Below are 22,997 nucleotides of genomic sequence, written 5' to 3'. Positions count from 1 at the left end.
CACCACCACGATCTCGGCGGGCGGTGCGTCGTCCCGAGGCGGCATCGCGAACACCCGTACCTGGGGGCGCTATAGTGCACCCCGAAAAATGCTACTCCAGCCCACAGTGCTGGTCGTAACCGCCCGAGGCGGGCGCGTTCACGCGGACGGAACCCCCAGTACCTCACTCACCACTCGGTCCGGCCGCCGACTCGCGGACGACAGCGACGCCACCCTCGGGGACGGTGACCGAGCCCACGACCGGTTTTCCGGTGAGGAGTTCGACCCCGTCGGCGGGGATCTCGGCGCCACGGCCGGCGTGGTCGATCAGGAAGAGGTAGTCGGCATCCGTGCCGCGCCGCCTCACCACCTCGACGCCAGCCGGAACCTCGCGCTCCGGACGCACGCCCACCTCCTGGCAGATGCGCTCCAGGACGGCGGCCAGGGTGGTGGGGTCCGGGTGGGTGGCGACGTACCAGGCGGTGCCGCTGCCGTACAGGTGACGGGTGATGGCGGGGACGCCCGCCAACGGTCCGTCGGCGTAGCTGGCGACGGCCTCCGCCCCGGTGAGCCGGAGGCGTTCGGTCCACAGGTCGGCGGTCGCCTCCTGTGGGACCTGGCCGACGAGGCCGACCGACTGGCCGGGCAGCAGGGGGAACAACTCGTCGCCGTGCACTCCGAGGATCTCCCGGAAGGCGCCCGGGTAACCGCCCAGGCGTATGTGGCAGTTCTCGTCCACCGCACCGCTGTGGAAGCCCACCGCCAGGGTTCCGCCGCGCTCGACGAACGCCTTCAGGTTGGCCGCTCCCGCGTCGTCGACCAGATACAGGCTGGGTGCGAGTACGAGCTGGTAGCGGTCGAGGTCGGGGGTGTCGGGGCGTACGAAGTCGACCGCCACGCCGGCCCGCCACAGTGGCGTGTACCAGCGCCTCACCAGGTCCTGGAAGCGCAGTTCGGCGCTGGGCTGGGAGGGTTGCTCCATGGCCCAGCGGGAGTTCCAGTCCCAGACGATGGCGACCCGGGCGGGGCTGGTGCTGCCCCGGACTTCCGCCAACGCCCCTAGGTCCGCGCCGAGTTGTACGACGTCCTGCCAGATCCGGCTGTCCGTGCCCGCGTGCGGCAGCATCGCCGAGTGCCACTGCTCGGCGCCCGCCTTGGCCGCCCGCCACTGGAAGTAGGCGATGCCGTCGGCACCATGCGCGACGTGGGCGAGCGCGTTGCGGCGCATTTCGCCGGGCCCCTTGGCCCGGTTGACGGGCTGCCAGTTGACGGCTCCGGTGGAGTGTTCCATCAGCAGCCAGGGTCCGCCGGCCATGGAGCGCACCAGGTCGCCGCAGAGCGCGATGTCGATCTCCGACTCCGGGTCGGTGGAGCGCAGGTAGTGGTCGTTGGAGACGATGTCCAGCTCGGGGGCCCAGCGCCAGTAGTCGAGCGCGTCGAAGTTGTGCATCACCATGAAGTTGGTGGTGGCAGGGATGCCTGGGGCGGCACGGCGGAGCACGTCACGTTCGGCCGTGAACAGTGAGAGCAGCTCGTCCGAGCAGAAGCGCCGCCAGTCCAGCTGGTGGGTGGGGTTGGGGTCGGCGCCGGTGGCGCGGGGCGGGATGATCTCTTCCCAGTCGTAGTACCACTGGCTCCAGAAGGAGGTGCCCCAGGCGTGGTTGAGCGCGGTCAGGTCGTCGCCGTACTTCGCCCTGAGCCAGTCCCGGAAGGCGGCCCCGCTGGTGTCGCAGTAGCAGGCGGCGTTGTGGCAGCCATACTCGTTGTGGACGTGCCACATGGCGAGGGCCGGGTGGCCGGCGTAGCGCTCGGCCAGCGCGCCCGCGATGGCGAGCGCCGCGGCACGGTAGGCAGGGCTGGACGGGCAGAAGGTCTGGCGGCTGCCGTACGACAGCGTGCGGCCGTCGCGGTCGACCGGCAGGGCCTCGGGATGGGCGCGGAAGAACCAGGCGGGCGGGGCGGCCGTCGGGGTGGCGAGGTCGGCGGCGATGCCGTTCTCGTGGAGCAGATCCAGGATCTTGTCCATGCGGGAGAAGTCGTAGACGCCCTCGGACGGCTCCAGCAGGGCCCAGGAGAAGATGCCGACGCTGACCATGGTCACCCCGGCCTCACGCATCAAAGCCATGTCCTCGGCCCACACCTCCTCGGGCCACTGTTCGGGGTTGTAGTCGGCGCCGTAGGCGATGCCTGGCAGGCGAGGACGGCGTTCGGTGATCACTGGTGGTACTCCGGAAGGTGTGAGAGACGAGTGGCAGGCTTGTTTCAGCCCTTGTTGGCGCCGAGGGTGAGGCCGCTGACGAACTGGCGCTGGAGCGCGAAGTACACGATGAGGGTGGGGATCGCGGTGAGCAGGGCGCCGGCGGCAACCAGGTTGGGGTCGGTGAAGTACTGGCCGGAGAGGTTGTTCAGGGCGGAGGTGATCGGCATGTTCTCGCCGGTGGAGATCAGCACGATGGCCCAGAAGAAGTCGTTGTAGATCCAGATGGACAGCAGCGTGGCCAGGGCGGCCATCGCGGGCTTGCACAGCGGGAGCACGATCTGCCAGTACAGCCGCCACACGGAGGCGCCGTCGACGAGGGCGGCCTCGGTCAGCTCATGCGGCAGCGAGCGCATGTAGTTGGCCAGGACGAAGGCGCAGAACCCGGACTGGAACGCCACGTGGATCAGCACCAGGCCCAGCGCGGAGTCGTACAGCTTGCCGCTCATGGTGATGCCGGGCAGGTCGATGAGCAGGTAGAGCCGGTAGAGGGGGGTGATGATGACCTGCTGCGGGAGCAGGTTGCCCGCGGTGAACACCAGCAGCAGGAAGAGGTTGACCCGGAAGTCGAAGCGGCTGACGTAGAAGGCGACCATCGACGACAGGAACAGCGTCACCAGCACGGCCGGGACCGCGATCAGCAGGGTGTTCCCGAAGTAGTGCATCATGTCCGACTGCACATACGCGTTGGTGAAGTTGTCGAGGCTGAGCTTGTCGGGCCAGGAGACGTAGCCCTTGGTGCTGGTCTCGGCGTACGGGCGCAGGGCGGCGTACAGCGCCCACAGCAGCGGCGCCAGCCAGGCGAGGGCGGTGGCAACGAGAAAGGTGTGCAGCAGGATGCGGGCGGGGCGGAGAGGGGTGCGCTGCTTTCCGAGCGCGCTCACGGTGCTCATGCTCGCCGCTCCTTCCGGAAGGTCGCGATCAGGTACGGGATGATCACGGCGAGCGAGATCACCAGGAGAACGACGGCGATCGCGGAGCCGTATCCGATCCGGCTGGACTCGCCGATGATGTTGTTGGTGACCAGGATCGAGAGCAGTTCGGTGCCCTGGGCGCCCTTGTTGAAGACGAAGACCAGGTCGAAGGCGCGCAGCGCCTCGATGATCGTCACGACGAGGACGACGGTGTTGGTGGGGCGCAGGGTCGGGAAGATGACGTTCTTGAACGTCTGCCACTCGTTCGCGCCGTCCAGCGCGGTGGCCTCCCGCAGGGACGGGTCGACGCCTTTCAGGCCGGCCAGGTAGAGGATCATCATGTAGCCGGTGTGGCGCCAGGACGCGGCGATGAGGATGGCCCAGAGGTTGAGGTCCGGGTCGCCGATCCAGTCGATGTAGTGGCCGGGCTCGTTGGCGCCGATGAGGCTGTTGATCAGGCCCGTGTCGGGGTTGTAGACCAGCTGCCAGACGAAGCCGATGACGGCCATCGACACGACGACCGGGAGGAAGAACGCGGTCTGGTAGACGCGGCTGAAGCGGATCTTCTTGTCCAGCTGCACGGCCAGGAACAGGCCGAACGGGGTCGGGATCAGGATGAGCACGACGAACCAGATGACGTTGTGCTCGACGGCGGGCCAGAACTGCGGGTTGCTGGTGAACAGTTCACGGAAGTTCTGCAGCCCGACCCACGTGATGGAGTCGAAGCCGATGCCGTCCCAGGTGGTGAAGGCCAGCGCGATCGAGGCGAGCGCCGTGAGCCAGACGAGGGCTACGTGCAGGATCGTCGGCACGCCCGCCATCAGGCCGAGCGTGATGCGGTCCCGCCGGGTGAGCAGCCGTCGGTGGCCCAAGCGCACCCGCAGCCGCTTCTTCTGATGAGCCGTCATGTCATTCGGGGGGCCCGGGGGCGGCACGGCGGCCGTCCCCGGGGTGCTGGTGGTACCGGTCCCGATACCGGTGTCCGATGTGGCGGTCATGAGGACGCGAAGATCGTCTTCTTCTGGCGTTCGATCGACGCCAGCAGGCTGTCGACGCCCTTGGGATCGCGGACGAACTTCTGCAGCGCGGGCTGCATCACCGTGGAGGTGAAGTCCGGCCGACTGTCGCGGTCCATGAACTGGGTGAGGTGCTTGGCGCCGGAGATCGTCGCGTACGCCTTCTTCTGCAGGGCGGTGTACGAGGAGGTGTCGGCCTTGTTGGAGGCGGCGACAAGGCTCGGGTCGGACTTCAGGTAGATCTGCTCGGCCTCCGGCGTGCCCAGGAACTCCAGGAGCTTGACCGCGCTCGCCTTGTTCTTCGGGGCCTTGGAGAGCATGAAGCCGTCGGTGGGCGCCTCCACGGTGTCCTGGCCGTAGGCCGGGTCGATCTCCGGGAAGGCGAAGAAGTCGAGGTCGTCCAGGTCGGCCTGGTTGGTGAACTGCTGCGCCACGAAGCTGCCGAACAGGTACATGCCCGCCTTCTTCGACACCAGCGTCTGGGCGGCGTCCTGCCAGGTGCGGCCGACGGCGCCGTCCTGGTGGTACGGGAGGATCTCGGCCCAGTGGTCGAAGGTCTTGCGGACCTTCGCATCCGTCCAGGACGCCTTGCCCGCCATCAGTTCGACGTGGAAGTCGTAGCCGTTGGTACGGAAGTTGATCTGGTCGAAGGTGCCGAGGGCGGGCCAGGCGTCCTTGTCACCGAAGGCGAGCGGGACCAACTTGTCCTTCTTCATCTGCTTGCACAGGGCGACGAGTTGGTCCCAGGTGGTGGGGACTTCGTAGCCGTATTGTTGGAAGACGCTCTTGCGGTAGAAGACCCCCCAGAGGGACGTGGAGATCGGCACGAAGTAGTACTTGCCGTCCGCGCCCTTGCTGAGCGCCTTCATCGCGTCGGGGAAGTTGCCGCCGATCGTCTGCCACACGTCGTCGATCGGACTGGCCAGACCTTTGCCCGCGAAGAACTGCATGCGGTAGCCGGCGAACCAGTTGAAAACGTCGTCCGGGGTGCCCTGCAGATACGAGTTGATCTGCTCCTGGAACGTGTTGTGGTCCTTGGTGTTCACGTCGACCGTGATACCGGACTGCTTCTTGAAGGCCGCGTAGATCTCGGCGAACGCCTTTTTCGGTACCGCGTCCGACGCGTTCGAGCCGAGGGTGACGGTCTTCGGGTCGGCGGCCGTACCGCTGCCGGCGCAGGCGCTGAGCAGAGGCATGCCGGCCCCGAGGACGGCTGCACCGCCGACGCCGCGGAGGACGGTGCGGCGGCTGGGAGCAGGCATGGGCCAGCCGAGGGAGGGATAGTGCATTTCGGCTCCTGAGAGGGTGGGCCGTGCCCAGGCGGCACGTCGACCCGAGGGGTGTGACTGGGAAGCGGTCGCCAACGCGACCAATACTCAACACGATCGAACAAATGCGACCGGCGGCTGCGAGGAAGAGTGAATGCTCCGGGGAGTCGCTGTCAAGACCCTTCGACCGTGGGGCGCGGGGCCGGCCGCACAGCCGAGACGTCAGGCGCCTTGCGGCCGGACGGGAACGACGGCCCCTTCCGCGAGCGGACTCGAGTGTGACCATCTGGGGTTTGACCAGCACCTATACACCCGGCGAGAGGTGTCCTCGCGGCGGTTACGGCCCCCTGGCCGAACGGGCACCCTCCGCCGGATCCGCTGCCGTCCGTCGCAATCGATGCTGCGGGAACCCTTGACGTGCGCCCCTGGGCTACGTAGACATGACCACGCGGTCAGACCGCGTGGTCATTCGGTTGACCTCATTCGATGCAGGCATACGGCCGCCGGGAGACTTCATGGCACAAGTGGGGGGGCGGAGCGAGGGCTCCTCTGTGCCGCGCAGCGCGGACGTGGCCCGGCTGGCCGGGGTGTCGCGCAAGACGGTCTCCAGGGTCCTCAACAACGAGCCGTATGTCTCCGAAGAGGCCCGCACAAAAGTCCTCGCAGCCGCTGAGGAACTCGGCTACCGGCTGAACCAGGCGGCCAGGACACTGGCCTCCGGGCGTACCGGCTCCATCGGCGTGGTCGCCCTGGGCACCGCAGGGTACGGAACCGCTTCACTGCTCGTGCACATCGAGCGGGCCGTGCGCGACGCGGGCTACGCGCTCCGCGTGGTCAACACACCGGACGGCGACCCGGCGGGTATCGCCGGCGCCGTGGAGTCGCTGCTCGAACAGGGGGTGGACGGCGTCATCGTCTCCGAACCCATCGTGGAGGGAGACGTCAGCCTCCGCGTCGACGTGCCGGTGCTCTTCCTGGGGGCGCCGCCCGCATTCAACGCCGCCCGCACCGTGACCATGGGTGTGGGCGCCCACGAACTGGCCCGGGCTGCCACCGAACATCTGCTGGACCTGGGGCACGCGACCGTTCATCATCTGGCCGGTCCGCGGCGCTGGTACGCCACCAAGGACCGTATCGAGGGATGGCGGGCGGCGCTCGCGGCGCGGGGCGCGCACGAGCCACCGCTGCTCAACGGTGACTGGTCGGCCGCCTCCGGCCATGCCGTGGGCAGGGCGCTGGCCTCGGACCGTTCTGTGACCGCCATCTTCGCGGCGGGCGACGAGATGGCCATCGGCCTCATCCACGCCCTGCGGGAAACCGGGCGTCGCGTGCCGGAGGACATCAGCGTCGTCGGCTTCGACGGCAACCCGGTCTTCGCCTACGTCTCTCCTCCCCTGACCACCGTCCGTCAGCCCTTCGAGGCCGCGGCACGGGAGGGCATCCGCCTTCTCGTGCATGCGATCGAGAAGCCCGACACCGACCTGCCGCAGGCGAGCGACCCACCGGTCGAACTCGTCGTCCGCGGCTCGACCGCGCCTCCGCCGTCCCACTCCGACAAAGCGGTCCGGCGCACCACCTGAGCAGCCCGGGAGCAGCAGGGAGCACGCACACCCGCACTCCCCGGCACCGCTTGTCACTCGCCGGCTGTCTCACTGAGCGCCGGCCGGTCCGATCCGCGCCGCCGCGTCGCCGAAGTCGCGTACGCGTCGGATACGCACGCCGGGCTCGCCGCTGCCACCCGGATCCGTCCCGGGGCGGCGGGCACCGAAACACCCCATCCCTCCCCCGTCCTGAGAGCCGCACATGTCCCCTGCACTGTTGGACGTCAGACCCGACGCCGCTCGGCGTTCCCGCCCCGTCACTCTCCTGTTCCTGTTTCTGGCGCTGATCGTCGCCGCGGCGACGATGATGCTGCCTGCCGCGGACCGGGCACAGGCCCTCTCCCGTCCCTCGCAGACGATGTACACCCCGCCTTCGGGTGCGCCTTCGCCCGGTTCGCTGTATCCGCGGGCGCTGCGCCTGCAGCACAACGGATCAGCCAACGGCACCCTGCTCTCCACCTTCGAGCAGTACACCTCCGGTAAGCCCGTCTTCCCGATCTACCGCAGCACCGACAACGGCAACTCCTGGAGCAAGCTCTCCGACGTCGCCGACACCCAGAACGGCTGGGGCATGCGCTGGCAGCCCGAACTGTTCGAACTGCCCACAGCCATCGGCGACTTCCCGGCCGGCACGATCCTGGCCGCGGGTGACTCCGTGCCCTCCGACCGGTCGGCCACCAAGATCGACCTGTACGCCAGCACCGACCGCGGGCAGACCTGGAGCTTTGTCACCAACATCGCCATCGGCGGCGCCGCCTTCGACACCAACGGGAACACCCCGGTCTGGGAGCCGTTCTTCCTGGTCTCCGGCGGCAAGCTCATCGTCTACTACTCCGACCAGCGCGACCCCGACCACGGCCAGAAGATCGTGCACCAAGTCTCCACGGACGCCCGCACCTGGGGCCCCGTCGTGGACGACGTGGCCATGCCCACCGCCAGTAACCGTCCGGGCATGCCGACCGTCGCGAAGCTGCCGAACGGCAAGTACGTCATGTCGTACGAGTACGGCGGTGCTCCCGAGGGCAACTTCTCCGTCTACTACAAGATCTCCTCCGACCCGGAGGCGTTCGGCTCGGTCACCGGCATCCCGCTGCGGACGACGGACGGCGTGGTGCCGCAGAGCGCTCCCTACATGACCTGGCTGCCGACCGGGGGCGCCAACGGCACCCTCGTCGTCAGCGCGAACAGCGCCGAGGACCTGTTCATCAACACCCAGAACGGCGCCGCGAACACCTGGACGCGCATCAACGCCAACATCGTCGGCGGCTACAGCCGCGGCATGACGTCCCTCCCCGACGGGCACAGCCTGCTGATACTCAGCGCGGGACGCGGCGGCAGCAACCTCTCCAACCCCGTCAGATACAGCACGATCGACCTGGCCGGCGGCATCTCTGACGGCGCCACCTACACCGTCTCCAACGCGGGCAGCGGCCAGTTGCTCACGATCGCGGGCGGCTCCACCACCAACGGCACCTACGCCACCCAGCAGAGCGCCGACAACGCCGGCGACCAGAAGTGGCGGTTCGAGCAGCAGCCCTCGGGCCACTTCAAGATCTTCAACGTGGCCAGCGGCAAGGTCCTGGGCGTGGAGAACCAGTCCACCGCCAACGGCGCCAAGGTCCTGCAGTGGGACGACAACGGCACCGTGGACCACGAGTGGGCGGTTTCCCCGCACCCCGCGGGTGGCTACTCCCTGGTGAACCGGCTGACCGGCAAGTACCTGGAGATCCCCGGCGGTTCCACCACCGTCGGCACCACCGCCGGGCAGTGGGCCGCCACCAGCTGCGACTGCCAGCGCTGGAACCTCACCCAGACCGCCCTGCCGCCCCTGGGCACCGGTCAGTACGTGCTCGTCAACAAGAACAGCGGCAAGTACCTCGACATCCCGAACGGCTCCACCACTGCCGGCACCGCCGTCGGCCAGTGGCAGAACACGGCCTGCACCTGCCAGCTCTTCACCTTCCAGTCCGCGGGCAGCGGCGCCTGGACCATCAAGAACGCCAAGAGCAACCTCAACCTCGACATCCAAGGATCCTCCGGCGCCACGGGCGCGGCCGTCGTCCAGAACACCGCCTCCAGCGCCGCCTCCCAGAAGTGGACTCTCACCGAGGCGGGCGGCGGGTACTACAAGCTCCGGAACGTGAACAGCACCCTCGTCGCCGGCGTCGCCCAGTCCTCCACCGCCGACGGAGCAGCCGTCGTCCAGTGGGGCAGCGCCGACCTCGACGACCAGCTCTGGAAGATCGTCCGGATCAACTGACGGCTCCCACGGTCCATGACCAGGGGCGGGAACCGCCGACGAAGCGGTTCCCGCCCCTGCCGTCAGCCCCGACCGAGCGGCCGAGGCGCAACTGACCGTCCTCCCTGCAATGACCGATGTCACCTCCTGCCTGCGACACACGACCCCACCACGACGCGGACCCGCCGACAGGGCTGCCTGCGCGCGGTGGGTGTCACCACGCTGGTCCTGCTGGCCGCCGCGGACGTGCTCATCCGCGTCGCCAACGGCAAGACCCTCTGGCCGGTGCTCCTGCTCCTGTCGCTCGGCCTCGCGGCTGTTCCCTGGCCCGGTGCCCATCGGCCCGCGTGGCTCACCCCCCTGACTGCGGGCCGCCTACCAGCCGGTGCTTCCCTGGCGCTGACCGCCGTGGGCCGCGACGACGGAGCGGATACGCATGTTCGGCCCCGGTGAGGTGGTGGCGGTCCTGCTCCGCCTGCTGATGATCGCCGTCCGTACCCGCCCACCACGGTGGCGGCCTGTGCGCCGTGCTCACCGGCGGGGCAGCCACCGCGGCGCCGCTGTGCTTCTACCCGACCGGCACCCAGGACGACGCCTCACACTCCGTCAGAAACAGCGCCGACCGAGCGTCAAGACATCTCCCGAACCCGTCTCATACGGAGTTGAGGCAGAACGTTCCAGACCCACGCCCCCGCTGCGAAACCGCGGGTGAGCCACGTGGCTGGAACCTACAACATGCTCAACGCAGTGGACTTCGGGAAACAGGTCGAGCACCACCGACCACATCTGGAAAACCCAAGAAAGTCGCAGGTCAGAGCCCCTTTGCAGCAGGCTCCAAAATCGCCACGCACTCCACGTGCGAGGTCATCGGAAAGATGTCGGCTTGAACAAGTCTCGAAAAAGACCAGGTCAGAGGCCATTTCTCGGATCGCTGTCCCGCCTGCGGGAGCCCAGAGCGTCAAACGAGCGTCATGACGTACAGGCTGCCTTCAGAGGGACGATGAGCCCTTGTCGGTTCGTGAGGCCGGCCTACCGGTAGCCCGCCAACTCCGACGGCCGGTGGATCGGGCCGGTGATCTGGGTCAGAGGTCTGCCCGTGCCGTGGTTGGCCTGGGCGATGATCTCCGCGGTGATGGAGACGGCCGTCTCCTCGGGTGTGGAGGCTCCAAGATCGAGGCCGATGGGGGAACGCAGCCGGGCCAACTGGCTCTCCGTGACGCCCTGCTCGCGCAGGCGGCGCATGCGCTCGTCGTGGGTGCGCCGGGAACCCATGGCCCCGACGTAGGCGACGGGCAGGTTGAGGGCCAGGCGCAGCAGGGGGATGTCGAACTTGGCGTCGTGGGTGAGGACGCATACGGCGGTGCGTTCGTCCACCTCGGCGCGTTCGAGGTAGCGGTGGGGCCAGTCGACCACCACTTCGTCCGCGTGGGGGAAGCGTGCGGTCGTGGCGAAGACGGGGCGGGCGTCGCAGACGGTGACCCGGTAGCCGAGGAAGCGGCCGGCCTGGCTGAGGGCGGCGGCGAAGTCGACGGCGCCGAAGACCAGCAGGCGCGGCCGGGACGCTTGCACGTGGACGAGGACGGACAGCCGGTCGGGGCATCCGTCTCCCTCCCCGCCGATGTCGACGCGGGCGGTGCGGCCGGCCCGCAGCAGGGCCCGGGCCTGGTCGGCCACCGCCCGGTCCGCCGACCCGCCGTCCACGCGCCCGTGGTCGGCGTGGTCACCGCCGAGCACGCTCATCGTGGAGCCGAGGAGGCGCTCCGGGCCGTCCACGACCTGTGCCACGGCGACCGGTCGCCCTCGGTCGATCTCGGAGAGGGCCGTGACCAAGTGCGGCTGGGTTGCGGGATCGATGCGCTGGACGAGGACGTCGAGTTCGCCGCCGCAGGTCAGGCCGACCGCGAAGGCGTCGTCGTCGGAGTAGCCGAACCAGGCCCGCTGCGGAGTGCCCCGGTCGTGGAGCACCTGTCGGCACAGTTCGTAGACCGCGCCCTCGACGCAGCCGCCGGAGATGCTGCCGACCGCGGTGCCGTCCTCGTCCGCCGCGACCGACGTACCGACGGGCAGGGGTGCGCTGCCGTGCACGTCGACGACGGTGGCCAGGGCGAAGGGGCGTGCTTCGCGGCACCAGCGGTGCAGTGTGTCCGCGATGTTGAGCATGGCGGTTCTCCATGGCAGAACAGGATCGGAAGGTGAGCGGGCCGCCGCCACGACGCCGGGGAAAGCGTCATGCGGCGGCGGCCCTGGAAGGTCCGGCGACCGGACGGAGCGCGGGCCGCCGGTCGAGCGGTGTGCACCGCGCCGGGGCGAAGCGCACGGGTCAGAGCAACGCCTCCGCGGTGATGGGCAGTTCGCGAATGCGGCGGCCGGTGGCGTTGAAGACCGCGTTGCCGATCGCGGCCGCCACACCCACCTGGACGACCTCGCCGAGCCCCTTGACGCCGAGCGCGTTGCCGTCGTTGTCCTCGCCGTCCAGGTAGATCGCCCTGACGTCGGGGACGTCGGCGTTGACGGGGACGAGGTAGTCGGCGAGGTTGGCGTTGACGATCCGGCCGTCGCGGTGGTCGGTGGCCGTGTGCTCAAGGAGGGCCGTGCCGATGCCGCCCACGATGCCGCCGATCGCCTGGCTGTCGGCGAGCTTGGGGCTGATGATGCGGCCCGCGTCGTACACGCCGAGCATGCGCCTGACCCGCACGAGGCCCAAGGTCGCGTCGACGGCGACCTCGGCGAAGGTGGCGTTGTAGGCGTGGTAGGAGTGCCGCTCTGGGCTGGGCGGCCCGGTGTAGGAGCCGCCCGCTTCGAGGTGGGTGCGGTTGTTGCGGGCCAGTAGCGTCCGGTACGTCTCGCCGCGGGTCGGATTGCCCTGCACGTGCAGCCGGCCGCCGCGTACGACCACGTCGTCCGCCTTCACCCCGTACAGCGGTGACTCGCGGTCCTCGACGGCCAGCTCGATCGCCTGCTGCCGCACCTGGTTGCAGGCGTCGTGGACGGCGGTGCCGACGCTGGCCATGGTCGCCGAGCCGCCGTGCGGCGAGGTCGGCGGGTAGAGCGAGTCGCCGAGCCGGAAGGTGACCGTGCGCATGGTCAGCCCGAGGGCGTCGGCGGCGACCTGGGTCTGGGAGGTGTAGGTACCCGGCCCCATGTCGCTGGTGGCCGCCTCGACCACGGCGGTGCCGTCGGCATCGAGGCGGGCCCGGGCCTGTGCGGGGTAACGCCCGGGGTCGTAGACACCGGCGGCCATCCCCAGGCCGATCAGCCAATCGCCCTCGCGCCTCGAACGCGGCCGGGCGGAGCGACGCTGCCAGCCGAACTCGCGGGCGCCGACGGTGTAGCACTCGCGCAGCCGACGAGTGGAGAACGGCAGATTGCTCGACTCGTCCTCGTTCGGTTCGTTGCGCCGGCGCAGCTCGATCGGGTCGACGCCCAGCTTGTGCGCGAGCTCGTCCATGGCCGACTCGATCACGAACGACGCCGAGGCGAAGCCGGGGCCACGCATCCAGATCGGAGTGTTCACGTCCAGGGGGACCGTCCGGTACGCCTGGCTGACGTTCGGCATGCTGTAGAGCATCTGCCCCGCGCCCATCACGGCCTCGGTGAACGTCTCGTACGAGGAGGTCTCGGCGTCGATGTCGTGGATCGCGGCGGTCAGCCGGCCGCGCCGGTCGCTGCCGAGGCGCAGCCGGTACTCGTACGACGGCCGGAAGCCGGTGCCGAAGTACATCTGTTTGCGGCTCAGCACCAGCTTGACCGGACGCTTCGTCTCCCGCGCTGCCAGGGCGGCGACGACGCTGTGCGGCCAGCAGCGCAGCCCGCTGCCGAAACCGCCGCCGACGAACGGGTTGATGACGCGCACCGACTCCGCGGGCAGGCCGAACACGGCCGCGAGCTCGTCATGCGTGCCCATCACCCACTGCGTCTTGTCCCACACGGTCAGCTTGTCGCCGTCCCAGCGGGCGATGGTGGCGTGCGGCTCCATCGGATTGTGGTGATTGCGCGCCAGCTGGTACGTCAGATCCAGCCGTACGGGAGCGCCGCGCAGGCCCGCATCCGCATCGCCGCGCGCGTAGTTCGTCGGCTTGTCCCGCTCCGCCTCGTGCAGGTCGGTCGAGGGCTGTTCGCCGTCGTACTCGACCTTCACCAGGCTCGCGCCGTGCTGCGCGGCCTCCAGGGTGGTGGCGACCACGACGGCGACCGGCTGGCCGTGGAAGAGCACCCGGTCGTCCTGGAAGACCCGCAGCCGCCGGCCCGGCGGGTTGTTCGACCCGGCGTTGTCGCGGTACGGCAGCTTCGGCGCGTTGCCGTGGTGGATCACCCGCAGCACGCCCGGCTGCGCTTCGGCGGCGCCCGTGTCGATGCCGGTGATACGCCCGCGGCCGATGCTCGCGTCCACGATGACGGCGTGCACCGCCCCGTCGACATCGAACTCGGCGGCGTACTGAGCCTTGCCCGTGACCTTCAGCCGGCCATCCACCCGGGACAGCGGCGCACCCACGGCTGCCTGCGGCTGGGGGCTCACTTGGTACCTCCTACGATGCGCAGCTGGCGTTCGACGGTCCGCTGGAGCAACTGGATCTTGAACCGGTTGTGTTGAAGGGGACGGGCGCCTTCCGCCGCCTTGGCGGCAGCGGCCGTCCACAACGAGTCCGAGGGGCGCTCGCCGACGAGGTGCCGCTCGACGGCCGGCAGCTTCCACGGCACCGTGCCCACCCCTCCGGCGGCCACTCTCGCCTCGCGGATCACCCCGCCGCGCACATGCAGCGCGACGGCCGCCGAGGTCAGGGCGAACTCGTAGGACTGCCGGTCACGCACCTTCAGGTAGCCCGACTTCAGCGGACGCGGCACCGCGGGGATTTCCACCGCGGTGATCAACTCTCCCTTTCTGAGGGCCTGTTCACGGTTCGGGGTGCTGCCCGGCCGCAACAGGAAGTCGGCGAAGGGGACCTGGCGCTCCCCGTCCGGGCCCAGCAGGCGCACCTGCGCCTCAAGCGCCGTGAACGCCACGGCCACGTCGGAGGGATGGGTGGCCACGCAGGCGTCGGATGTGCCCAGGATCGCGTGCGAACGATTGACGCCGTGCAGCGCCGCACAGCCGGAACCGGGCTCGCGCTTGTTGCAGTCGGCGGTCACGTCCCGGAAGTAGGTGCAGCGGGTGCGCTGCATGATATTGCCGCCGATGGTCGCCATGTTCCGCAGCTGGGCCGACGCGCTCAGCTCCAACGCCTCGGAGACGACCGGGAACAGGGTGCGCACCTTGCGGTGGGCGGCGGCCTCGGACATGGTCACCAGGGCACCGATACGCAGCCCGCCGCGCTCGGTGACGGTGACCTCGTCCAGCGGCAGACCGCTGATGTCGACCAACGCCTCGGGGCGCTCGACGGTCTCCCGCATCAGGTCGACCAGCGTGGTGCCGCCGGCGATGTAACGACCGCCGCGACGACCGGCGTTGAGGGCTTCCCGCGTGTCGGACACGCGCGTGTAGGTGAAGGGATGCATGACGGCCGCTCCTTACTTCCGGGCGGCGGTCTGCTCGACCGCGCGCACGATTTTCACGTAACAGCCGCAGCGGCAGATGTTGCCGCTCATCCACTCCCGGATCTCCTCCGGAGAGCCGGTGTGGCCCTCCTGGATGCAGCCGACACCGGAGACGATCTGGCCCGGGGTGCAGTACCCGCACTGGAAGGCATCCTCGTCGATGAACGCCTGCTGCAGCGGGTGGAGTCGGTCGCCGTCGGCCAGGCCCTCGATGGTGGTGACCTCGGCGTCCTCCAGGCGAACGGCCAGCGTCAGACAGGAGTTGACTCGCCGGCCGTCGACCAGCACGGTGCACGCGCCGCAGGCCCCGGCGTTGCAGCCCTTCTTGGAGCCGGTCAGGTCGAAGTGCTCGCGCAGCAGGTCCAGCAGCGACGTGCGGTTGTCAACCGTCACGGTCCGGCGGGTGCCGTTGACCGTCAGGGACACGCGGCTGGAGGGCGGCGCCTCGGCGGCGGCCGCCTCCTCCGGAGCCGCGAGGAGTGATCCTCCGATCACCCCGCTCGCGACGACCGCACCACCGACCGCCGTACTGGTGGCGATGAAGGTGCGCCGAGTGGGCGCCGGGGCGGACTCGCCGGCTTCGGTGGGGGGCGGAACGGCAGACTCGGGGAGTTCAGTGGACATACGTACGCCTTCGGATCGCGGACGGATCGGCTGTACACACCAGCGGGACAGGAGAACGGAGCGTCGTCACCTCGGGGAACCGGGCCACTGCGCGCCTTGGCGGCGGCGACTGGTCGCGGGGGAAGTCTCGCACCACCGGCAACGCTCGTGACAGGGAGACTTTCCTCCCCCCTTTACGCTCCGTCAGGAGCGAATGGCCGACGTCATCGGGGGCACTTTCGCGCGGGGAGGGGCAGGAGACAGAGCCGCGCCGCCTCCCTGCCTGGGCCGTCGGACCCACACGCCCTCCTCCGGGGCGCCCTGACGTCTTGAGTGAGCCGGGGTTGCGGGATGGGTCGGCCGGGGCTACTGGCTGCGGGTGCGGGGGCTGTTGTACTGCTGGTCGGTGACCGGCTCGGCCCAGGTGGTCTCGGGGGTGCCGTCGTCTGTGCCGTCCCACATGGCGATATGCTCCATGAACCGGTCGGGGGCGGCGCCGTGCCAGTGCTCCTCGTTCGGAGGGCAGGCGACGGTCTCGCCGGGGTGGGCCTCGAGGATCGTGCCGTCGCGGGTGCCGATCAGGGCGATGCCGGAAACGACGTGCAGGGTCTGGCCCACGGCGTGGGAGTGCCAGTTGGTGTGCGCGCCCGGTGAGAAGCGGACCAGGTTGGCGCGCATCCGGGACGGCTCTTGGCCCGCCACGATGACGTCCCACCACACGTCGCCGGTGAACCAGTCCGCCGGGGCCTTGCTGCTGGGCTGCTGCTTGATGAATTCCATGATCTTTCTCTGCTCTCTTCGTGGGTCGGGCTGTCTCTAGCGGGCGACGTAGCCGCCGTCGACGGGGAGGGCGACGCCGACCACGAAGCCCGCTCCGGGACTGCACAGCCACAGGACCGCCTGGGCGATCTCCTCGGCAGTGCCGAGCCGGTTGATGGGCTGGTTGGCCTCGGCCTCGGCGCGGTCGAGCTCGCCCTTGGCGATCATGTCGCTGACCATGGGGGTGTCGATGGTGCCGGGGCACATCGCGTTGATGCGGATGCCGCGGGGTGCGTATTCGAGGGCGGCGCTGGTGGTCAGGCCGATGACTCCGTGTTTGGAGGCGTGGTAGGAGGCGCGGCCGGGGAGGCCGACGAGGCCGCCGAGGGAGGAGCAGTTGACGATGGCGCCGCTGCCCTGGGCGCGCATGTGCCGCAGTTCGTGCTTCATGCAGGCCCACACACCGCGGAGGTTGATGGCGTTGACGCGGTCGAAGCGCTCGGCGGGTTCGTCGGCGGCATCGCTGGGCGGGATCTGGATGCCGGCGTTGTTGTAGGCCATGTCGAGGCGGCCGAAGGTCTCGACGGTGCGGTCGACCGCTCCGGCGACCTGGTCCTCGTCACTGACGTCGCACGTGAAGGCGAGGACCTGATGACCGGCGTCGGTGAGTTCCTTCGCGGCCGCGTTCACAGCTGCTTCGTCGATGTCGGTGAGAGCGACGGCGGCTCCGGACTCGGCGAACGCGCGGGCGGTCGCCAGGCCCATACCGGCGCCGGCCCCGGTGACGAGAGCGACCTGGCCGGTGAAGTCGAAGCTGGGATTCACGTCGGGTTGTCCCTTCGAGCGCTGAGGGATGGCGGTGCGAGTAGTACTGGGGCTGCTTGATGAGCAGCGGCGGCAAGGTTTGGTGAGCCGCCGTCAGACGGTTTGGCCGCCGTCGACGACCAGGGCGTGGCCAGTGGCGAAGGAGGCGGCGTCCGAGCAGAGCCAGAGCACGGCGGCCGCGATCTCTTCCGGGGTGCCGAGGCGTCCGATCGGCTCGTCCGCGATCAGGGCGTCGCGTCCTCCGGGGGTGCTTTCGGCGAAGCGCTGGATCATTTCGGTGTCGATGATGCCGGGGCAGACGGCGTTGACGCGGACGTCGGACGCTGCGTAGTCGAGGGCGGTCGAGCGGGTCAGGCCGACGACTCCGTGCTTGGCGGCGGCGTAGGCCGCCTGTCCCTTGAAGCCCTTGACGCCGGCGCCGGACGAGGCGTTGACGATCGCGCCGCCCTCCTGCCGGAGCATCAGGGGGATCTGGTGCCTCATGCACAGGAACATGCCGGTGAGGCTGACGCCGATGACGCGGTCCCACTCGTCCTTCGAAATGTCCGCGGCCGGCTTGACCGGCTGCTCGACGCCGGCGTTGTTGAAGGCAGCGTCCAGGCGCCCGAACGCCTGCACGGTCTCGTCCAGCGCGGACTTCACGTCGTCTTCGCTGGTGACGTCGCAGGTGAGAGCCAGAGCTTGCCCACCTGCCTCCTCGATAAGCCGTGCTGTCTCCCGCAGCCCGTCCCGAGACAGGTCTGCCAGGGCGACGCGTGCCCCGGCGCGGGCGAAGGCGACGGCGGTGGCGCGGCCGATGCCGGAGCCGGCTCCGGTCACGAAGGCCACCTTGCCGGCGAAGGCTTCGTCGCTCACGGTCATGTGCGGAGTCCTCTCGCTTGCTGGTACGTCGTCGGGTTCGCATTCGGCAGTACGCGGATCCGGGCGTGGGTCAGTGCTGCGCCGGCACCTGGGCGGGTTCGTCGCGGCGCGCCTGCGTGGACGCGCTGCTGCGGGCCACGATCCGGCCCTTGGGGGAAGCGCCGTGGACGGCGAGGGCGATCAGGGGCAGCAGGGTGAGGGCGGCGATGACGGTGCCGACCAGGGGCGGGCCGGTCAGGCCGAGGGAGGAGTCCAGGGCCGTACCGGCGATCGCCGATCCGGCGGCGACGCCGACGTTGAAGGCGGAGGTGGTCAGCGCCGAGGTGAGGGTAGGTGCGTCGCCCGCGAAGCGCATGGCGAGGGCGGTGACGACCGGGTTGACCGTGAAGCCGGTCAGGCCCATGAGGAAGACGAGGACGGTGACTGTCACCGGGTTGGTGGACAACGGGATCATCAGGAGCAGAACCAGAGCGGTGGCCGCCGCAGCGGTGATGGTGGTGGCCATCGGACGCCGGTCACCCAGGCGGCCGCCTGTGGTGGTGCCCCCCAGGGCTCCCACGCCGAAGGCGATGAGGACGAGCGGTACGGCGCCTGCGGGGATGCCGGCGCGGTCGGTCAGCAGCGGCGTGACATAGGTGTACGTCGCCAGGACACCGCCCATGATCAGCATCGCGGCACCGAGCGCCAGCCACAGCCGGCCCTGCCGCAGCGCCCGGACCTCTGCCCTGATGGACGCCTCGAAGCGCTGCTCCTGGGCCGGGATGAAGCGGCCGATGAACACGGCGGCGAGCCCGGAGAGGACGGCCAGGGCCCAGAAGGGGCCGCGCCAGCCGGTGAACTGGCCGGCGAAGGAGCCGATCGGCACGCCGACGACGTTGGCCAGGGTCAGCCCGCCGATCATGACGCCCGTGGCGCGGGTGGCGTTGTGCGGGCCTGCGGCGGTGGTCGCGACGACGAAGCCGACGGACCAGAACGCTCCGGTGGCCAGGGCGGTGACGACACGGGCGGCGAGGACGATCGTGAAGGAGGTGCTGAGGGCGGCGACCAGATGTCCGAGGCAGAACACGGACAGGGCCAGAACCAGCGTCTGGCGCTGCGGCAGACGCAGGGTCGCCATGGCCATGGTGGGCGCGCCGATGATCATGCCGATGGCGAAGGCGGTGATCAGCAGGCCGGCGTGGGAGACGCTGACTCCGAGGTCACCGGCCAGCTCCGGCAGCAGGCCGGCGACGACGAACTCGGTGGTCCCCATCAGGAACGTGCCGACGGCGAGCACCCAGACGACGAAGGGTAGCTTGCCGGGGGTGGTCCCGGACGCGGAAGGCATACGTGTGGTCTCTCCTTGCGTGGACATCGGGGGATCGTGGTGGCGGCTGAAGCCGTCGGGGCGGACAGTGGACGGCGCGGCCACGTCTTCGACGGTCCCATGCGGCGAACCGGACGAAAAGGGGGAGGATCTCCTCCCCCCCTTCCTGTCGGGACGAACGGGGGCGGGTCAGGGCGCGGCTTCGATGGTGATCCGGTCGGCCCCGGCAAGCCGGTCGGCGTCGGCGTCGATGTGGCCGAGGATGAGCAGGTCGGGGTTGGCGGAGTCGCCGTCGCGGTAGAAGAGGGCCAGGTTGCCCCAGGGCGCGTAGTAGGTCAGGTCGCCGGCCTTCGGCGCGCGCGGCTCGGGAGCGCCCGAGGTGGTCAGCCTGCGCGGCAGGTCGGCGATCCGCTCCGTCTGGTGAAAGTCCTCCAGATCCAGGGAGAGCGGGAGCAGTTCAGCGAAGTCACGGGCGGCGGGACTGTCGTTCAGGGTGGCGTCGACGGGGCGGCCGTCGAGGGTGACCCGGATGTCCATGGCGGTGTTCCTGTCGGACGGTGCGGTGTTCCTGTCGGACGGTGCCTCGGCCGTCGGTGTCTGCTGCCGGGCCGAGGATGTCGCAGATGGGGAGGCCGGCGAGGTGTCGGTACAGGACGCCACGGTCAGGAGGACGGCGGCGGCCGTGGCTGCGGAGGCGAGGGCACGGAGGGCGGCCGAGTTCATGGGTGTCGTCCTGGGAGTCAGTCGGGCAGGGGCTCGGAGTAGTGCCGGAAGCCGTCCCGTTCCTGGTGGATGTCGTACAGGCGCTCGGCCAGCACGTCGGGGCTGCTGTGCTCGGCGTCGGGCCGGATGGCTCCGGGGATGATGAGCTGGGCGGCGTGAATGTTCTCCGGAGCGAGCGTGTCGTGCAGCATGCGGGCGTAGGCGCTCTCGGCGGCGAAGGCGATCGAGGTGCCGGCGACCTTCGGGTTGGGGCGTACGGCGCTGGAGCCGTTGACGAACAGCAGCGTGCCGCGGCCGAGTTCGCGCATGGCGGGCAGGACGGCGTTCACCGCGGTGACGAGGCCCTTGACGGAGAAGGCGAGCGGGGCGTCGAGGTCGTCGGCGCTGGTGTCGAGGACCGTCTTCATGAAGTCGGCGCGGGGCACGGGGCTGTACTGGAGGATCTCGATGGGCCCCAGGTCGGCCGCGGCTGCGTACAGGGCCGCGGTCAGGGACTCGAGGTCGAGGACGTCGGCGGGGTAGCGGCGCGCCTGGATGCCGTCCTGGGCGAGGTCGGCCGTCAGGCCGTCCAGCTTCTCCGCGTCACGGGCGATGAGGGCGACGGTGTGGCCGGCGGCTCCGAAGCGCCGGGCGGTGGCGAGCCCGAGGCCTGGGCCGGCGCCGACGAGGGCGAAGGTCGTCATGGTCGGTCCTTGTGTGAGCGAGGATGGCGTGCGGTCCGGGGCCGCACCGCCTGGGTGCGGCCCCCGGGTGTGGACGCGTGCGGTCAGGGCTTGAGGAGGGCCTTGATGGCGCGGCGCTCGTCCATCGCCTTGTAGCCCTCGGCGACCTGGTCCAGGGGCAGGGTGAGGTCGAAGACCTTGCCCGGGTTGATGCGGCCGGTCAGCACGCGGTCGATCAGGTCGGGCAGGAAGCGGCGCACGGGGGCGGGGCCGCCGCGCAGGCCGACATGGGAGAAGAACAGCTCCTCGCCGTCGATGGCCACCTCGTGCGGGACGCCGACGAAGCCGACGTTGCCGCCGGGCCGGGTGGAATGCAGGGCCTGCCGCATCGAATCCGCGGTGCCGACGCACTCCAGCACACTGTCGGCGCCGATGCCGCCGGTGAGGTCCTTGACGCGGGAGATGCCTTCGTCGCCGCGCTCGGCCACGATGTCGGTGGCGCCGAACTCCAGGGCGAGCTTCTGGCGGGACGCGTGACGGGACATGGCGATGATCCGCTCCGCACCCAGTTCCTTCGCGGCGATGACACCGCACAGCCCGACCGCTCCATCACCGACCACCACGGCCGTCGAGCCGGGCTTCACCTCGGCGGCGAGGGCGGCGTACCAGCCGGTGCCCATCACATCGGAGACGGCGAGCAGGCCGGGCACCAGCTCGGCGTCCGGGTGCTCGTCGGTGGCGACGAGGGTGCCGTGGGCGTTGGGGATGCGGACGTAGTCGGCCTGGCAGGTGCTCATGAACTCGCGGTGCAGACAGGAGGACTGCCAGCCGTTCAGGCAGTTCACGCAGGTGTTGTCCGAGGTGGCGAACGAGCCGACCACGAACTGGCCCGGCCTGACGTTGGCGACCTCGCTGCCGACCTCCTCGACGATGCCGACGTACTCGTGCCCCATCGGATGAGGCTCGTCGACAGGTTCCGCGCCGCGGTAGGGCCACAGGTCCGAGCCGCACACACAGGTGGCGACCGTACGGATCACCGCGTCGGTCGGCTGGAGGATCTTCGGGTCGTCGAGGCTCTCGAAGCGCACATCGCCGGGGGCGTGAATGACTGCTCCGCGCATGGGTCTTCCTTCGGTGCGAGGGTCGGTATGCCGCAGCCGAGATCAGGATCGGCTGCTCGGTACCGAGCCTCACACGCGAGGGCAAGCGCGAGAAGCGGAGAAATCAATCCCGGGAGGAAACCATCCTGGGAGGAATTTCTCCCCCCATCCCCAGGTGCGAACGGTGCCATGCTGGGCAGCATGACTGCCAACGTTCCCCTCAATGAGCTGGGAGAATTCCTCAAGAAGCGCCGCTCCGAGCTGAGCCCGCGCGCGGTCGGCCTCCCCGAGACCGACCGGCCCCGCCGGGTGGACGGGCTGCGCCGCGAGGAGGTCGCCCAGCTCGCCAGCATCAGCACCGACTACTACACGCGTCTCGAACAGGGCCGTATGCAGGCATCGGCGCCCGTACTGGACGTCCTCGCCCGGGTACTCCATCTGGACGACGACGAGCGGGGCTACCTCTTCCAGCTCGCCGGCAAGACCACCACCAGAACCCGGCGCCGCGGCCGGCAGAAGGTCCAGCCGCAGTTGCAGCGGGTCCTGGACGACCTCACCGCCACTCCGGCCATCGTGCAGGGCCGGCGCGGCGACATCCTGGCCTGGAACGCGCTGGCCGCCGCCCTGGTCACCGACTTCTCCCGCCTCGCGGAAAAGCACCGCAACTACCCGCGGATCATCTTCACGGACCCCGCCATGCGCACCCTCTACGCCGACTGGGAGACCTCCGCGCACATCGCCGTCGCCCAGCTCCGGATGGAGGCCGCGCAGTATCCCGAGGATCCCCGCCTGATCGAGCTGGTCGGTGAACTGTCCCTGCGGGACCAGCAGTTCGCCCGCTGGTGGGGCGATCACCACGTCGCCGCCCGCACCGTGGGCACGAAGACCCTCAACCATCCCGTCGTCGGCGAACTCGTCCTGGACTGGGACACCCTCACCGCCAACACGGACCCCGACCAGCACCTGACCGTCTGGACGGCCGCACCCGGCTCCCCCACCCACGAGCGGCTGCGCATCCTGGCCTCCTGGGCCGCCGACCAAGACCTGCCGGCCTCCTCCCCCGTCAGCTGACCGCGACGTGGATCGCCCCCGCGCCCCGTGGTGGGCGAAAGGCCGTCCCGACGACAGAAGGCCGGCTGTCCCGACGCGGGACAGCGGGAGGGAAGTCGCCGGTGAGAGCGAAGCCCGCGGCGCAGACGGTTCCAACGGCGGACAGCAGGGGGCAGTCGCAGGTGGAATCGATCAGCACTGCCCCGTCGCTCGTCGCGCGACGTGGCGGTCCTGATCGCGCAGATGTCGACTCCGGGCAGGCCGAGGTGTACGGCCCGCCCGGAGTCACCGCCGGACGGCGG

The 22,997-nt window shown here is 69.8% G+C and carries 19 protein-coding genes; 4 read left to right on the top strand and 15 right to left on the bottom strand.

The genetic code is table 11. The features are described 5' to 3' along the window. Positions 1 to 163: 163 nt before the first annotated feature. Genes QQS16_RS41985 through QQS16_RS41970 form a run of 4 tightly spaced genes read right to left on the bottom strand, consistent with a single transcriptional unit; the run spans position 164 to position 5,455 of the window. Positions 164 to 2,197, bottom strand: coding sequence for a beta-galactosidase (locus QQS16_RS41985; protein WP_286067909.1), 2,034 nt, complete (start codon positions 2,195 to 2,197; stop codon positions 164 to 166). A gap of 44 nt (positions 2,198 to 2,241) precedes the next feature. Beyond that, positions 2,242 to 3,129, bottom strand: a complete 888-nt coding sequence (locus QQS16_RS41980) for a carbohydrate ABC transporter permease (RefSeq protein WP_286067908.1) — start codon at positions 3,127 to 3,129, stop codon at positions 2,242 to 2,244. Next, a complete protein-coding gene (locus tag QQS16_RS41975; RefSeq protein ID WP_286067907.1) occupies positions 3,126 to 4,148 on the bottom strand; it encodes a carbohydrate ABC transporter permease in 1,023 nt (340 codons plus the stop codon). Before QQS16_RS41975 ends, QQS16_RS41980 begins: the two co-directional genes overlap by 4 nt. Further along, positions 4,145 to 5,455 (bottom strand): ABC transporter substrate-binding protein, encoded by a 1,311-nt coding sequence (locus QQS16_RS41970; RefSeq protein ID WP_286067906.1) that lies wholly within the window; start codon positions 5,453 to 5,455, stop codon positions 4,145 to 4,147. Before QQS16_RS41970 ends, QQS16_RS41975 begins: the two co-directional genes overlap by 4 nt. 494 nt (positions 5,456 to 5,949) lie before the next feature. Here QQS16_RS41970 and QQS16_RS41965 point away from each other — a divergent pair, with 494 nt between their 5' ends. The 3 genes from QQS16_RS41965 to QQS16_RS41955 all read left to right on the top strand — a co-directional run bounded on the left by QQS16_RS41965 (position 5,950) and on the right by QQS16_RS41955 (position 9,727). After that, positions 5,950 to 7,014 carry a LacI family DNA-binding transcriptional regulator gene (locus QQS16_RS41965; protein ID WP_286067904.1) on the top strand — a complete coding sequence of 355 codons (1,065 nt, stop codon included), beginning with the start codon at positions 5,950 to 5,952 and terminating at the stop codon, positions 7,012 to 7,014. 223 nt (positions 7,015 to 7,237) lie between these two features. Next, positions 7,238 to 9,295, top strand: a complete 2,058-nt coding sequence (locus QQS16_RS41960; RefSeq protein ID WP_286067903.1) for an RICIN domain-containing protein — start codon at positions 7,238 to 7,240, stop codon at positions 9,293 to 9,295. A gap of 186 nt (positions 9,296 to 9,481) precedes the next feature. After that, the gene (locus QQS16_RS41955; RefSeq protein ID WP_286067902.1) at positions 9,482 to 9,727 is read left to right on the top strand and encodes a hypothetical protein; all 246 of its coding nucleotides are present in this window, start codon (positions 9,482 to 9,484) and stop codon (positions 9,725 to 9,727) included. 576 nt (positions 9,728 to 10,303) lie between these two features. Here QQS16_RS41955 and QQS16_RS41950 read toward each other — a convergent pair. The 11 genes from QQS16_RS41950 to QQS16_RS41900 all read right to left on the bottom strand — a co-directional run bounded on the left by QQS16_RS41950 (position 10,304) and on the right by QQS16_RS41900 (position 21,666). After that, positions 10,304 to 11,434: an XdhC family protein gene (locus QQS16_RS41950; RefSeq protein WP_286067900.1), complete on the bottom strand. Its 1,131-nt coding sequence runs from the start codon at positions 11,432 to 11,434 to the stop codon at positions 10,304 to 10,306. Between the two features lie 160 nt (positions 11,435 to 11,594). Further along, positions 11,595 to 13,790, bottom strand: a complete 2,196-nt coding sequence (locus QQS16_RS41945; RefSeq protein WP_286067899.1) for a xanthine dehydrogenase family protein molybdopterin-binding subunit — start codon at positions 13,788 to 13,790, stop codon at positions 11,595 to 11,597. Further along, on the bottom strand, positions 13,787 to 14,767 hold the full coding sequence (locus QQS16_RS41940; protein ID WP_286067898.1) for an FAD binding domain-containing protein: 981 nt from the start codon (positions 14,765 to 14,767) through the stop codon (positions 13,787 to 13,789). The genes QQS16_RS41945 and QQS16_RS41940 overlap by 4 nt, the downstream gene beginning before the upstream one ends. Positions 14,768 to 14,779: 12 nt before the next feature. Next, a complete protein-coding gene (locus QQS16_RS41935) occupies positions 14,780 to 15,430 on the bottom strand; it encodes a (2Fe-2S)-binding protein (protein ID WP_286067897.1) in 651 nt (216 codons plus the stop codon). A 345-nt stretch (positions 15,431 to 15,775) separates the two neighbouring features. Further along, positions 15,776 to 16,189 carry a (R)-mandelonitrile lyase gene (locus tag QQS16_RS41930; RefSeq protein ID WP_286067896.1) on the bottom strand — a complete coding sequence of 138 codons (414 nt, stop codon included), beginning with the start codon at positions 16,187 to 16,189 and terminating at the stop codon, positions 15,776 to 15,778. A 36-nt stretch (positions 16,190 to 16,225) separates the two neighbouring features. Beyond that, positions 16,226 to 16,993: an SDR family NAD(P)-dependent oxidoreductase gene (locus tag QQS16_RS41925; protein ID WP_286067895.1), complete on the bottom strand. Its 768-nt coding sequence runs from the start codon at positions 16,991 to 16,993 to the stop codon at positions 16,226 to 16,228. 93 nt (positions 16,994 to 17,086) lie between these two features. Then, positions 17,087 to 17,854 carry an SDR family oxidoreductase gene (locus QQS16_RS41920; RefSeq protein WP_286067894.1) on the bottom strand — a complete coding sequence of 256 codons (768 nt, stop codon included), beginning with the start codon at positions 17,852 to 17,854 and terminating at the stop codon, positions 17,087 to 17,089. A 70-nt stretch (positions 17,855 to 17,924) separates the two neighbouring features. Continuing rightward, complete coding sequence (locus QQS16_RS41915) at positions 17,925 to 19,181, bottom strand: MFS transporter (RefSeq protein ID WP_286067893.1); 1,257 nt, start codon at positions 19,179 to 19,181, stop codon at positions 17,925 to 17,927. A gap of 168 nt (positions 19,182 to 19,349) precedes the next feature. Then, positions 19,350 to 19,883 carry a cyclophilin-like fold protein gene (locus QQS16_RS41910; RefSeq protein ID WP_286067891.1) on the bottom strand — a complete coding sequence of 178 codons (534 nt, stop codon included), beginning with the start codon at positions 19,881 to 19,883 and terminating at the stop codon, positions 19,350 to 19,352. Positions 19,884 to 19,900: 17 nt separating this feature from the next. Next, a complete protein-coding gene (locus QQS16_RS41905) occupies positions 19,901 to 20,566 on the bottom strand; it encodes an SDR family NAD(P)-dependent oxidoreductase (protein WP_286067890.1) in 666 nt (221 codons plus the stop codon). 83 nt (positions 20,567 to 20,649) lie between these two features. Further along, positions 20,650 to 21,666: a zinc-dependent alcohol dehydrogenase family protein gene (locus QQS16_RS41900; RefSeq protein ID WP_286067889.1), complete on the bottom strand. Its 1,017-nt coding sequence runs from the start codon at positions 21,664 to 21,666 to the stop codon at positions 20,650 to 20,652. A gap of 168 nt (positions 21,667 to 21,834) precedes the next feature. On the opposite strand from QQS16_RS41900, the gene QQS16_RS41895 reads away from it, so the two are divergent. Further along, entirely contained in the window at positions 21,835 to 22,716 is an 882-nt protein-coding gene (locus QQS16_RS41895; RefSeq protein ID WP_286067887.1) for a helix-turn-helix domain-containing protein, read from the top strand. Positions 22,717 to 22,997: the final 281 nt, after the last annotated feature.

Source organism: Streptomyces sp. ALI-76-A (assembly GCF_030287445.1).
GTDB lineage: Bacteria > Actinomycetota > Actinomycetes > Streptomycetales > Streptomycetaceae > Streptomyces.
The sequence above is the reverse complement of the archived record's forward strand: the minus strand, read 5'-3'. Positions and strand labels throughout refer to the sequence as shown.

Excerpts from the sequence above, each read along its gene's own strand:
- QQS16_RS41965 (WP_286067904.1), top strand. The coding sequence starts at position 5,950 with ATGGCACAAGTGGGGGGGCGGAGCGAGGGCTCCTCTGTGCCGCGCAGC.
- QQS16_RS41980 (WP_286067908.1), bottom strand. The coding sequence starts at position 3,129 with ATGAGCACCGTGAGCGCGCTCGGAAAGCAGCGCACCCCTCTCCGCCCC.
- QQS16_RS41920 (WP_286067894.1), bottom strand. The coding sequence starts at position 17,854 with ATGACCGTGAGCGACGAAGCCTTCGCCGGCAAGGTGGCCTTCGTGACC.
- QQS16_RS41960 (WP_286067903.1), top strand. The coding sequence starts at position 7,238 with ATGTCCCCTGCACTGTTGGACGTCAGACCCGACGCCGCTCGGCGTTCC.
- QQS16_RS41915 (WP_286067893.1), bottom strand. The coding sequence starts at position 19,181 with ATGCCTTCCGCGTCCGGGACCACCCCCGGCAAGCTACCCTTCGTCGTC.
- QQS16_RS41970 (WP_286067906.1), bottom strand. The coding sequence starts at position 5,455 with ATGCACTATCCCTCCCTCGGCTGGCCCATGCCTGCTCCCAGCCGCCGC.
- QQS16_RS41950 (WP_286067900.1), bottom strand. The coding sequence starts at position 11,434 with ATGCTCAACATCGCGGACACACTGCACCGCTGGTGCCGCGAAGCACGC.
- QQS16_RS41905 (WP_286067890.1), bottom strand. The coding sequence starts at position 20,566 with ATGACGACCTTCGCCCTCGTCGGCGCCGGCCCAGGCCTCGGGCTCGCC.
- QQS16_RS41910 (WP_286067891.1), bottom strand. The coding sequence starts at position 19,883 with ATGAACTCGGCCGCCCTCCGTGCCCTCGCCTCCGCAGCCACGGCCGCC.
- QQS16_RS41895 (WP_286067887.1), top strand. The coding sequence starts at position 21,835 with ATGCTGGGCAGCATGACTGCCAACGTTCCCCTCAATGAGCTGGGAGAA.
- QQS16_RS41900 (WP_286067889.1), bottom strand. The coding sequence starts at position 21,666 with ATGCGCGGAGCAGTCATTCACGCCCCCGGCGATGTGCGCTTCGAGAGC.
- QQS16_RS41930 (WP_286067896.1), bottom strand. The coding sequence starts at position 16,189 with ATGGAATTCATCAAGCAGCAGCCCAGCAGCAAGGCCCCGGCGGACTGG.
- QQS16_RS41935 (WP_286067897.1), bottom strand. The coding sequence starts at position 15,430 with ATGTCCACTGAACTCCCCGAGTCTGCCGTTCCGCCCCCCACCGAAGCC.
- QQS16_RS41975 (WP_286067907.1), bottom strand. The coding sequence starts at position 4,148 with ATGACCGCCACATCGGACACCGGTATCGGGACCGGTACCACCAGCACC.
- QQS16_RS41940 (WP_286067898.1), bottom strand. The coding sequence starts at position 14,767 with ATGCATCCCTTCACCTACACGCGCGTGTCCGACACGCGGGAAGCCCTC.